Raw genomic sequence first — 12,805 nt, 5'->3', positions numbered from 1 at the left:
CCTCCTCTTGCGAATGGTGTGCCATTGGGGATCCACTCGAGAAGCGGAGCAGCTCGGCGGGACCAGGTCCCAAATGCGAGCGCCTTGAGTCCGCGGTCCACGCGCCGCAGCGCTCGGGCGTGCCGATGACTCAGCGCTGGCCCCGGGCGCGCACCGGCACTTCTACCACCGCGGTGGCACCCACGGGCTTCTCTTTGACAAAAGCGGGGAAGAAAAAGGTGCGATAGGCCGCCTCGATCACCGCCTGATCGGCGACCGGCTCCAGCGGGCCAACCACGGCGCAGTCCACCACGCGGCCCTGCTCGTTGACCGTGACCTGCACGGTCACCACCCCTGGCGGAGCCTCGTAACCGCGCGGCGTCTTGACGCGCCGTTGCACTGCTGCCACACCGCCCACAGGCAGGCAAGGAAAGGCATCGACCCCTTGACTGAGCAGGTTTCCCAGATGCCCATCCAGCACGGTGAGCTCCCGCGCGGCTGCGCGGTAGTGGAGCATGGTAAGCCACCCCTGGAACGCGCTCAGCGCGGCGTCGCGGTTGCCAGGGTCCTTGAGGCGGGAGGCGCGCCATCTGCCAAAGTGAAGTGCCACGCAGGCCGTGTTCACCAGCCCGGTGCGTAACCCACACTGGTAGAGCTGCTGGTAGTCGTCCAAATAGATGAAGGTGCTGTCCAAGAACAGCATCTCCTGAACCAGGCCCATGGCGCCTTGGTAGTCGCCCACCAGGGTCATGTTGCCCAAGGCGCGATGAAGAGCCTCTAAGCGTGACTTGTGCTCGGCCTTGTCGCTCAGGCGCCGCGCCGAACTGCAAGCGGCAACGAGGAACGCGCAGCTCAAAGCCACCGCGAGCACGATCGCGCGCAGGGAGACCGCCCACGCGCCAGGCGGCTTATCGCCGTGCCCTGGAGGGCTGCAAGAGCAAGTCTTCATGCATCAAATCCTCATCGCTGATGACCTCGAGCGCGCAGTCGCCGAGGGGAGCCAACCACGTCGAGCTGGAGGAGTCGACGCCCGCCGAAGTAGCCTCCTCCTCTACCTCGTGCGCTTTCGCGAGCAGAAGAAGCGTCTGGGCATGGGTGGAGTCGGTGCAGACAAAGGCCACGATGCGCCCTTCGCGCTTGGCGACCACAATGAGCGGCCCCTCACCCCCGGCGCGCGACGCCAGTGCCCGCTGCACCTCCAGGTCCAGAGTCAGCGTCACGGGCTGGCCCGCGAACAGCCGCGCCTCACCCAGCCGGCTGCGCAGGTAGCGCACCAGCGTGTCCTTGAAGCAGTCGCCGCTCCTGGCCAAGCTGCGCCGCAGCGCCTTCGGTCCCTCCGGATTCAGGACCACTGGCGCCTCTAGGGCGGCCTGGTGCTCCTCCGCGCTAATCACGCCGTTGTTGCGCATGAGATGCAGCACCCGCTTCTGATGCCCCATGACCTTCTCGAAGCGCAGAAACGGATTGCGGTACTTCGGATTGGGGAGCATGCCCGCTAACATCGCGGCCTCCGGAAGGGTGATGGCAGTGGCCGGCTTGCCGAAATAGTAGCGCGCTGCAGCCTCGGCGCCGTACACGCCGTCGCCCCACTCCACGACGTTGAGGTAGAGCTCAAGAATGCGCTGCTTGGGAAGCACTTTCTCCATCCGCCGTGCCACCACCAGCTCGCGGAGCTTGCGAGTGAGGGTCTTTTCCTTGGAAAGAAAAGCATTCTTGGCCAGTTGCTGGGTAATCGTGCTGGCGCCTCGTGCCCAGCGCCGGGACTTCCAATCCTTGGCCAGCGCCTCCTTGATCATCTCCGTGCGGATCCCCTCATGCTGGAAGAAGGTGTCGTCCTCGCTGGTGATGACTGCCTTGACCAGCCACGGCGAGATCTGGGCCAGCGGCCGCCACAAGCGACTGACCCCGGCGGTCACCGAGAAGATAAATCGCCCTTGCAGGTCGTGCACCTCGGTGGCCGTGGCAGGACGGTAGGCGCGAATGGCATCTTCCCCGGGCAGGTCATGCAGCAACCACCACAACGCGCCGGCAACGGCCGCGATCCCCAAGGCACACACCACAAGCAGAGCCACCAGGCAGCGCCACCACCAGCGTCGCCCGTCCCTGGCAGGGGCCGCAATGTACTGCTCCTGGTTCGCCATCGCCATCACCTCTCCCCCCTTGGTCGCTCACTCTCTCACAAGCCAACCTCTTACCCCTTGACGCCCCCCAAGGTCAGTCCAGAGACCAGCCATCTGCTCAGGAAAAGGAACAGCGCCACCACCGGAATGCTCACGATGATTGCACCCGCCGAGTAGAGCCCCCAGGCCACTTCCATGTTGGACTGGAACATCTTCAGGCCCAACGGCAGAGTCAAGAGGTCCTGGTCCTGAATGAGCACATTGGCCACCAAATACTCCGACCAAGCCGTCATGAAAGAAAAGAGCGCGGTGATCACCAAGGCCGGGGCAGCAAGCGGCAGCACAATTTGCCAGAAGGTGCGCAGCGGCGAGCACCCGTCAATGGCGGCCGCCTCTTCCAGGCTGAAGGGTATGGTGTCGTAGTAACCTTTCATCTGCCAGGTAGTGAAGGGAAGCGCAGTGGCAGAATAGGCGACGATTAGGGCCCAGTAGGAATCGTAAGCCTTGAGCTTGATGAGCACGATGAACAGCGGCAAAAGGAGCATGGTCACCGGGAACATTTGCGTGGTGATGAGGGCCACCATGGCCTGGTCGCGCCCGACGAAGCGATAGCGGGAGAAAGCATAGCCCGCAGTGGCAGCCAAGCTGACGCCCACCAATGTCACCACCGCCGAGACCAAGCTGCTGTTGGCCATCCAGCGCAGAAACGGCTCCTCGAGCAGCAGGCGCTGGTAGGACTGCAGCGTGGCATCCGCCGGGATGATCGCTAACGACTTACTGAGCAGCCGGTCGCCCGGGCGCAACGACACCGAAAAGACACACAGGATCGGGTAGAGCGCAAACAGAGCAAACAAGCTCAGCACCACATAGCTCAGCGCTTTGCCCAGGGGCGAAAGTGTTCGTGGCCCGCGCATCGGTTCAGTACACTGCCTCCGTCGCCTTGGTACGCTTGATAAAGTTCCAGCTGAACATCAGCAGGATGGCAAAGATGACCATGGAAAAGGCTGCGGCATAGCCCATGCGGAAATAGGTGAACCCAGCCTTGTAGACCCAAGAGACCAGAATGTGCGTCTTGTCAGAGGGCTCGCCCCCGTTGCTCACCAGCCACACCACGTTAAAGTTGTTGAACGTCCAAATCACGCCCAAAGTCACCGCCGGCACCATTACCGGCTTGAGCAGCGGGACGGTGACGTGCCGCAAACGATGCCACCAGGAGGAACCATCGATGGCTGCAGCCTCGTACAGCTCGTCGGGGATGCTCTGCAAGCCGCCCAAGGCGACGATCATCATGAACGGGAACCCAAGCCAGATGTTGGTGATCAGACAGGCAGCAAAGGCCCCCCACTCGGTGGAGAGCCAGGGCACCTTGATTCCCAGCGCCCTCTCCAGAAGCAAGCTTATCGCTCCGTATTCCGCGTTGAACATGCCGCGCCAGGTGAGCGCCGTGATGTACTGCGGCACCGCCCACGGCAGAATGAGCACGGTGCGAAAGACTGTCCTGCCACGCAGATCCTTGTCCAGGACCAGGGCCAGAAACACGCCGATGACCACGTGGCAGACCACGTTGAGCACCGTCCACAGGCAGGTCTTGCCCAAAAAGTACCAGAAGAGCCGATCGCTGAGCACTGCGCCATAGTTGTTCAATCCCTTGAGCCGCCAGTCGCGGAAGTGCGTCAGGTTCATGTTGGAGAAGGAAATAACGACGTTGTAGACGAACGGATAGGCAACCACTGCGCCCATGACCACGAGGGCTGGCAGCACATAGACGTAGGCTAAGCGGTTGGTGTGGCTCTGGTAGGCGGCCATGCTCCTAATCCCTGCTCTCGCGGATCAGACGAAGGGCCATCTGCTGCATGTCCTTGGCGGCGCGCTCCGGCGACACGGCCCCCGTGAAAAGGCCCTGGTAGCTCGGACGCATAGCATCCCAAATCATGCGCAGCTCGGTGACCACCGGCATGGGCCTCCCCACCACCAGCTGGTCGATGGAGCGCTGCAGCAGCTCATTGTCGCGCACCACCGGGTGCTCGTAGGCGTCGACCCGCGATGGTATCGTGCTGGCGATCCGGGTGAATTCTAACTCCACCTCTGTGGAGGTGAGAAAACGCAACAGCTCCACAGCCACACGCAAGCGTTCGCCCCGCAGATTGGCGTTCAGCGAATAGCCCAAGGGCGACACCATGGGCGTGGGCCACAGGCCGGTCTCATCAATCATGGGGATCCTGGCCAGGCCGATGTCGATGCCGCTTTCAATGTAGGTGCCCCACGACCACGGGCCATTGATAATCATCGCCGCTATGCCATCTTTGAACAGGGCATTGGCAATCTCATAGTCGCATTCCACCGGGATGATCTTGTGCACATGCGCCAGCTCGTAAATGAGCCTGCCCGCTTTGACCACGGCCGGGGTGTCCAGGGTAGGCCTGTTCTGCTCGTCCATGATCCAACCGCCGTACCCGCCGATGAACGGCACCACGAAGAACGGCTCGGTGTAGTTCCAGGCCAAGGCATAGCGGTCCGGTTTGCCGTCGCCGTTTTCATCCCGGCAAAAGTTCTTGCCGAACTCGATGAGCTCGCTGATGGTTCTGGGAGCTCGCTTCACTATCTTCTTGTTGTAGACCAGGCAGAGGTGGTTTCCCAGGCGGTCGGCGACCTGGTAGAGGTGTCCCCGGTACCAGGTGTTCGCCACAATGGGCGTGGTGAGGAAGCTATCCAAGAAGGCCTGGCTCACATGCGGCTCGATGGGCTGGATCACCCCCAACTCCACCAATGGGCCGACATTGTCGCTGGCGCCGTGCAGCAAGGCCGGACCGCTCCCACCCAAGGCGGAGATAATGAAATTGGTGCGGCACTCCTCCGGCCCGTAGAAGAGCTGGCCGAACTGCCATCCCGGGTGGCGCTCGGCGAATTTGGCCAGTTGCGCGGCCAGCACCTGACGCTCCACGGGGCGCAACGAGGTCCAGACCATGATGCGCCGCTCGTTGCGGGAACAACCGGGTAGCACCAAGCCCACCAGGATCGCCAGGAGAAGCTTGCGCATGGCCGCGTGCGCCTTAACTGACAGTTGCGCCTCCTCGCCCCTGGGCAGGGACCTCTTTGCCCAAGTGACGGAACCAGGTGAAGTAAAGCCCGATCGACAGGGCGACAAGCAACACCAACCCATATTTGAACTGGTCCCAGCGATGCATGATGACCATCATCCAGAGCAGGAAAAGGACAAGCTGCCAGGGCACGGCCATGAAAGTCGACACGATGTCGCGGCGGTGCTCCCCGCGCAGCTTGTCCTGGACCTGCGGGGAAAACACCTCCCTGACCGGCCCCCAGAATCCAAAGGGACGCGTGGTGCAGTAGAAGTTGCGCAACACCTGCCGATCGGTGGGCCTGGTGGCCAAGGTGCCCAGGATCGTCCCCACAAGCGAGCTCCCGCTGGCGAGGCTGAAGGCCACGTACTCAGGCACATCCGGAAGCAGGAGGCGCTGCAGAACGGCGGCCACCATGCCTGCTACTGTGCCAAGGGCAAAGCCATAGCCGTTCATCCGCCACCAGTACCAGCGCAAGAGAACCGGAATAAATAACCCGGCGCTGATGCTCATGGTGATCCATCCCCAGATCTGGTTGATGTTTTTGACCACCACGCTGAACAGCAGGCCAATGAGCACCACCGCCACCGATGCCACCCGCCCGTGCACCATCAGCGCGCGCTCGCTGGCCTCGGGGTTGATGAACGCCTGGTAGATGTCCTTCACCCAGTAGGCGGCACCGGCGTTGACCGTGGAGTCGAAAGTGGACATCGCCGCGGCCATGAGGCCGGCCACCATCAACCCGCGCACGCCCGTGTGGGTGAGGTCACGAATGACCACCGGAATCACCGTCTCTGGGTCGCTTATGAGATGGTGATTTGCCCCATAGGAGATGCCCAGCACCGCGATGGCAGCAATGAACACCCAGCGAAAGGAAAGGAGGAATATCCAGAACAGGCTCAGCAGCCCTGCCTCGCGGTCGCTGCGCGCCGCAAAGTGGCGCTGCACAATAAAGCCACTGCCGCCGCCGTATCCTTCAATGGTCACCTTGATGAGGTAGAAAAGGATGCTTATGCCGAACAGGTTGTAGATGGCATAGGCCGAGTCTGCGGGGAAATCCACCTTCCAGCGGGGCAAGGCACTGGTCCAGGTGGCGCGCGTCGCCTGGACGGCCTGAAAGCCGCCATCCTTTAGCGGCACGGAAATGGAGAAAACCTCTGGCAAAGCGACGTGGAAGGAAAGTATCGCCGTGTAGGCGATGACTGCAAAAATCAACATGCTCTGGAACAGGTCAGTCCACACCACGCCGTAGAGCCCGCTGGCCACGGTATAGATCATCGCCAGCACGATCATCAGGGTGGCGGCCCAGAACTCCGAGGACATGCCAAGAAACGGTGGGATACCCAAAAAGGTGCCGATGAATTTTCCCGAACCCACGGCAAAGTAGGTGAGCATGGCAATGGTCATGACGATAGTCGAGATGGCGGCCACCAGGCGGGCCACGTCGCCCTGGCGCCCTTCGCCGAAGCGGAAGCGCATCCACTCGGCCATAGTCATCACCTGGGCCCGTCTCTGCCACTTGCCGGTGAAAATCATCAGAAAGGCCATGAGCAGCGTGACCCCGCCACGGATTTCGATGAAGAGACCGCTCACGCCCAGGGCAAAGATCCAGGCAGTGTTAATCATCGTGCCGCTCACGTCCAGGCAGGAGGCCATGCCCGAGCACCCCAAGAGCCACCAGGGCAGCCGCCGGTTGCCCAGAAAGTACGAGTCGATGCCAGCAGAGGCACGCCGCTGCAGCAGCAGACCCACGATCACTATTGCGATGAGATAGATGCCCACCACCACGTAGTCAATCAGAACCATCGCACCTCCTCCTCAGTAGCCGTTCCTTTCCGTCGAAAGTCCTGTCATCGCATAAGCACCACCTTGCTTGTCCTTGTGCCTTGGCCGACTTGCACGCGAATGAGGTACACGCCGCTGGGCAATTGCCAGCCACCATCGTCGGCCCCGTCCCACAGCACAGCGCGCTGGCCACTCGCTTCGGCCGCCAGACGCATCTGGCGCACCAATCTGCCGCGCAGGTCAAAAATCCGCAGGCTTGCCGCCGGCAGCGTCCAGGTGATCGTCACCGCCTCGTTAAAGGGGTTCGGATACGCATTAACGACCAGAGCTCCCGGCCCGATCGCGGTGCCGGCTGCGGCAACCCCGCTCCTCAGCGGGCTGAACTCAAAGACATCCCGAGAGGTGAAAGGCTTCTTGGTCTTGAGCACGAAAACATCCCCGGGAACGGGCGGCAAGGCGCCAGGCAGGCCGCTGAAGGTGATCGTCCACGTCAGCACCGGCTGGCCCTGCTCGTCGCGCGCCACTAAGAAGAGCTCGTCCCCCGCAGAAATGCTGGCATCGGCGTCCTGGTCGTTGAAGACGACCTCTGCTGCAGCTCCTGAGACCAACTCCTGCACCGTGAACATCATCGGCAGCGGCTGGGCGCCCCACAAGCCGCTGGAAGTATCCACCACCTGCGAGAACAGGGTGATGGCATAGTCCGCCGGCCAGGGGACGGCAACCAGCAGTTCACTTCCCAAGTCCACTGTCGGCAAGTAGATGCGGTAGGAGAGCGTGGATGCGCCAACTGCCCACCCGGTACTGTCCTCGTTCACTTCCGCCTGCGCAAAGTCGGCCACCACGAGGCGCATGCCGTCGAACAGGGGGCCTTCTGTGGCGCCGTCCACCTCCGTTGCGCCGGCCACAACCTGAGTGCCGCTCCCCACCTCCCACACATCGTAGCGCGTGGGGTTTTCTCGGAAGGTGACGCGGTAAAGGGCATCCCTTACCTCGCTCGGTGATACGACGTGAACGACAACGCTGCCGGAACCGTTCCCCGCGACGTGCCGCACTACGGCCTGGCCGAGCACCGTGCGGGGGTTATCCACAACAAAGCGCGAGGAGGTATCCACCACGGTGGCCGTCCCATCGGAGCAGCGCAGCAGAAGGCGGTACATAGGGCTGTTTTCGAAGAGAGGCGTCTGCCAGACGAATGACCGCACTCCCTGCTGCCAGCCAAAGAGGGGCTTCCAGTCTTGGCCGTCGTCGGATGAATAGTCGGCGCTAAAGAGCAGCGAATCACCCTCGGCATCGTCAGCAAACCACGTGAGAAGCTGGGTACCGATGAGCACCTCGCCTTCCTGCGGATGCAGGAGTGCCAAGTCCGGCGGGCCGTTTCCCGGATTGTCCACGGTAAATCTGCCCTGCGTCGAGGTCACGCCGGCAAGGGAATCCGCCACCACCAGCACCCGCAACCGGTAGCACGTGCCGTCGGCGACCTCAGCGGTGTTCCAGACAAAGGTCGTGTCCGGGGAGGTCAACGTGGCAAGGGGAAACCAATGCTGCCCTTCGTCGCGGCTGAAGGAGAGGAAGGTGAACGCGCGGGCCAGCAAAAGGCCGGGTGACCAGACCACCGTTGTCGGCCCAGCCACACGGCTGCCCGGCTCAGGCGCGAGAAGGCGAAGAGGCATGGTGCACGTCGGGTTCTGGAACTTCTGCCAGTGGAGGGGCAAGACGAGGCGCATGTGCTCGTCGGCAAACCACCAGTTGTGCTCGGCATTCGCTGCGAGACGAATATCGGCGAAAGCGTTCTCCAGCCCCCGGGAGCGGAGCACGTCGACCATGTGCTGCGAACGCTGCAGGTTGCCTGCCCGCTCGCTCCCGGCGCTGTGAATCAAAAACTGGCAGGTGGACAACAATGCCAATCTGCCCGGTGTGGCATCGCGCACCAAGTTGCAGGGATTGTAGCTGAGCATCACGGCAAGGTCCCGCGGCCTGCCAAAGGCGGGGTCAAAGAGCGATGAACCCAGCCAGGTGCCGTCGTCCAAAGGGCCGGCGGCGCGCGGGTCGTCCAGGTCAACCCACATCATCGTGCCATCGTAAGCACCGGCTGAGCAGAAGAGTTCCGGGTGCTTGGTGATAAACATCATCGCGGTGTAGCCGCCCAGGGAGAAGCCATCCACTCCTCGCTGCGTGCGGCTCGGGAGCGTTCGGTAGTGCACGTCGATGTACGGGATGACATCATCGAGCATAAAGTCCTCGAAACGTCCGCTGCCGATCCCGCTCTTGCCTCCAGCCGCTGCCACCTGCACGAAATTCACGCCCAATCCCGGCACGGTGTTGTCGTCCGAAGAGAGGCCAGGCATCACCAAGATCATCTTGCCGATGAGCCCCTTGGCGTAGAGCTCGTCCGCAATGTCCTGGATGTTCCTGCCTCGGCGACTGGCCTCCTCGTCGCGGTTCACCCACTCCCGCTCGTGCCCACGAAACAGGTAGACCACCGGGTAGTACTCCCCCTGCACGCCGTAGCCTGGCGGCAAGTAGACGTTGACACTCTTGTTGATTCCCAGCGCCTGGCTGAAGAAGGTGACCCGTTCCACCCTGCCCTTTCCCTGCGCCCATGAAGGTGCGCTCGCCAGGCAGATCGTCAAAAAGACGATCGCCGAAGACAAATGCCGAGCGCCCTCGTGCGCAACCCTTCTCCGGTGCCAACGGGTCATCTGACCAAGACCATTTTGCGCACGTCTGTCCATTCCCTGGTCAGCAGCCGCACGAAGTAGAGTCCAGTGGGAACCTGCTTGCCGTCCTCGGCGCTCCCGTCCCACATTGCCACGTGCTCCCCTTCCGATTGGCCACCTTCAAACAGGGTTTTCACCCTCCTGCCTCGTACATCGAAGACTTGCAGATGCACCTCGCAGGCACTGGCCAGCCAGTAGCGGATCTTGGTCACAGAGTTGAATGGATTGGGGTAGTTTTGAAGTAACTGCCAGCCGACAATCGCGCCCTCCTGGTCCGGTCTGTCCACGGCCACCGTGAGCGGCGGCAGCTGCACTCGCTGCTCAACGGTACTGATGGTGAAAACCCCTACGCCGTAGGCGGCCAGGCTCACCCGCAGCCTGTCCAACGACGCGCCCAGCATGGGCGAGGACTGGCCAGCATAGAGGTCGTTCAGATAGTACCACTTCGCCGGGTCGAAGGGGTCGCTGAACTCTGCCCACGAGATGGGCTGAACCACCACCTCACAGGCCACAGGGGTGCCAGAAAAGTTCATGACCACGACGCCGTTTTGATCCTGCCAGGGGCGTCCGAAGGCATAGACATCCGCGGCACTGGTGGACAAGCGCACCTGTACGGAGCGGTCCGCGCCATCGATGCGCAAGTCGCCGTTGCTGTCCTCGAACTGCCTGGCAAACGCGGGGAACTGGGCCCTGATGTGCACCAATTTCTGGTAGTGCCTGGCCAGGACGGTGGCCGCTGGGTTCTGCCAATTGACCGTGGAGCGCACCCGGTAGTCTCTGCTTCCAGACATCCCATATCCCATGCCTACCTCCTGCCCCTGGTACAAGAGAGGGATGCCGGTGCTCAAGAACACGGCTGTGGACACTGGCACGGTCTTTTCGATGCTGGTGTAGCGGTAGGCCACGCGGTCTTCATCCTGATTCTCCAAGAAGCGCAGGAAGAACGAGTTTGGCCCAGGTCGATACCCAGCATTGTACAGACGAGCGTCCAGCGTGGAGATGGTAGGGAAGCGGTCGACCGCTCCGCTGAGCATCCAGTCATAGCCCACATCCATGCCGCCACCTTGGTCGGCATATTGCACCTCCGAGCCGCTGCCGGTGCCGTTGCTCTCTCCCAAGAGCATGATATCGGCCTTTGCCGCGCGCAGGGCCTGGCGAAGCGGCTCATCGAAGGCAGCGCGCCCATAGCGACGGTGTGGCCCCCAGTACACGTCAAGGCGGAAGCCGTCGACCTCATAGGTGCGCAGCCAGTGCGTGTAAACAGCCAGCATGTACTGCCGCGCCTCCTCGTCAGCCCAGTTCCAGTTCAGCAAGGCGTCCGAAAAGCCGGAGTAGTACACGATACCGTCTGCGGACACACTCTGTCCTAAGCCGTTGTCATCGTGCGGAATGATGGAGTGTTGATAAAAGTCGTAGTACCTGCTAAAGCGCTTCTTGGCGCGCACGTTCAAGGCCAATGGGTGCGAACGGCTGGTGTGATTGGGCGTGACGTCCAAAATCACCCGTAGCCCTAACTCGTGGGCGCGGCGCACGAACTGGCGGAAGTCATCCTCCGTGCCGTAGTAAGGCTCGACATGGTAGAAATCGACGATGTTGTAGCCAATGTTTGTTCCCTGATCGACTGTGCCCTCCACGTCCATCACCGGCAGCACCCAGATGACGTTGCACCCCATTCGCCGGATGTGATCGAGGCTATCGGTGGCCGCCCGCAACGTCCCTTGCGGGGTAAACGACCTCACAAACATGCAGTACACGCACGCCTGTGCCACCCAGAGGGGAACAGTGGAGAGCTGAGGAATCACGAGCTCAGAGTCGTTTACCACGCTGAAAAAGTTGACTGTGGAGTTCACATGCCCATCCGGGTCGGTGACAGTCAATTTCAGTGCATAGTCACCGGGAACGGGCGGGAGATCGATTTCGAAGGTCGAATCGCTACGCCCCTCCACTCCGACGAGCGCTGCCGGGTTCGTCTCCTGACAGGACCAAAGAAAACTGACGCTCTTGCCCTGCGGGTCGTTCCCCCTGCCAGAGACGCGTATTTTCCGCCCGACGCGCTCAAAGGCAATCTGCGGCTGTGGCGCCTGTGGCGGCGGGTAGCGCAAGCAAAGGGTGTCTGAGGTGCTGGTCACGCCACCGGTGTCGGTGACCGTCACCACAAAGCGATTCATCCCGTAGCGCAGATTGACGGTCCACTGGTACTCCCCGGAAGCGGAAGGTTGAAACACGAGCGGGTGGCTGCCCACTTGGTAGAGAGTCACCGTGCGCGCGACCACCCCCGGCGCCGTGCGCCAGCGAATGGTGCGGGCACCGGCCCAGCAGCTGTCGGTAGAGGGCGTCTCGAAATACACCGCCCCCGCCACGTAAGTGAAAAACGTGGAATCACTCGCGTGTCGCCCTTGCCGAGTGCGCACGTCCACGCGTACCGCATGCACACCGCTGGTCAGCTCCCGAAGAGGAAAGCGGAGAAGAGATAACCCCTCCACCATGCGGCCGGCAAAGCTGCCCCACACCTTGCCATCGACGCTCACCGTCGACTGTTCGAGCAGGACAGAATCCCCCTGCACGACGCATATGGCGGCCACAATCGTGGGCGTCTGATTGCTCAGCACCGCGTCCTTGGGCGGCCAAAGTTCAAACACCATGGCCGGCTCAACCGGCAGGACGGAATTGTTGTTGTCCGCGTAGTTGATGCGCGGATTGAGGGGGTCGGTGAACCACTGCCACAGCGCGCCCGAGGGGTCGTAGTGTTCATGGAACTTGTACTGCTGCGTCGTGCCCACAGTCAGAGCAACGCGCTTCACGTAGAAACCCAGCGAGTCGACATACTCCATCTGGGATGGCGCGTTGGGATAGATGCGCCCGTTACTGTTCGGACCCCAGTTATTGAACGTTCCGGGCACAAAGGCGCGCACCACCCTTGTGGAGGTCGGGTAGTGCCGAAAGGTCACCTGCACCAGACCCTGACCTTGCACCCACGTTGTCAGGCTCAGGAGACCAATCACGGCCGCACCGGCTCTCAACCTTGGCGAAAGCACTTTCTTGACCAACAGCCCGCCCTTTCGTTCGCCGCATGACCAAGAGGGGAGAAAGCCATGGGCCTTCTCCCCTCGGGTCTTCATGCGTTGCT

At 62.0% G+C, this 12,805-nt stretch carries 8 protein-coding genes; all 8 read right to left on the bottom strand.

Annotation, left to right across the window (positions count from 1 at the left end):
* Positions 1-130: 130 nt before the first annotated feature.
* The gene (locus tag NUW13_11395) at positions 131-928 is read right to left on the bottom strand and encodes an energy transducer TonB (protein ID MCR4439626.1); all 798 of its coding nucleotides are present in this window, start codon (positions 926-928) and stop codon (positions 131-133) included.
* The gene (mtgA, locus tag NUW13_11390; protein MCR4439625.1) at positions 888-2,126 is read right to left on the bottom strand and encodes a monofunctional biosynthetic peptidoglycan transglycosylase; all 1,239 of its coding nucleotides are present in this window, start codon (positions 2,124-2,126) and stop codon (positions 888-890) included. The genes NUW13_11395 and mtgA overlap by 41 nt, the downstream gene beginning before the upstream one ends.
* A 44-nt stretch (positions 2,127-2,170) precedes the next feature.
* Positions 2,171-3,013: a sugar ABC transporter permease gene (locus tag NUW13_11385; protein ID MCR4439624.1), complete on the bottom strand. Its 843-nt coding sequence runs from the start codon at positions 3,011-3,013 to the stop codon at positions 2,171-2,173.
* Between the two features lie 4 nt (positions 3,014-3,017).
* Positions 3,018-3,905, bottom strand: coding sequence for a sugar ABC transporter permease (locus NUW13_11380; GenBank protein MCR4439623.1), 888 nt, complete (start codon positions 3,903-3,905; stop codon positions 3,018-3,020).
* Positions 3,906-3,909: 4 nt separating this feature from the next.
* On the bottom strand, positions 3,910-5,136 hold the full coding sequence (locus NUW13_11375; GenBank protein ID MCR4439622.1) for an extracellular solute-binding protein: 1,227 nt from the start codon (positions 5,134-5,136) through the stop codon (positions 3,910-3,912).
* Positions 5,137-5,149: 13 nt separating this feature from the next.
* A complete protein-coding gene (locus NUW13_11370) occupies positions 5,150-6,982 on the bottom strand; it encodes a sodium:solute symporter (protein MCR4439621.1) in 1,833 nt (610 codons plus the stop codon).
* A 44-nt stretch (positions 6,983-7,026) separates the two neighbouring features.
* Positions 7,027-9,540 (bottom strand): alpha/beta hydrolase-fold protein, encoded by a 2,514-nt coding sequence (locus NUW13_11365; protein MCR4439620.1) that lies wholly within the window; start codon positions 9,538-9,540, stop codon positions 7,027-7,029.
* 116 nt (positions 9,541-9,656) lie between these two features.
* Positions 9,657-12,797 carry an alpha-amylase family glycosyl hydrolase gene (locus NUW13_11360; GenBank protein ID MCR4439619.1) on the bottom strand — a complete coding sequence of 1,047 codons (3,141 nt, stop codon included), beginning with the start codon at positions 12,795-12,797 and terminating at the stop codon, positions 9,657-9,659.
* Positions 12,798-12,805: the final 8 nt, after the last annotated feature.

The sequence above is a fragment of the candidate division KSB1 bacterium genome (assembly GCA_024655945.1).
Classification (GTDB): domain Bacteria; phylum Zhuqueibacterota; class Zhuqueibacteria; order JANLFK01; family Oleimicrobiaceae; genus Oleimicrobium.
Note: the sequence above shows the minus strand (reverse complement) of the source record. Positions and strands in the feature narration are given on the sequence as shown.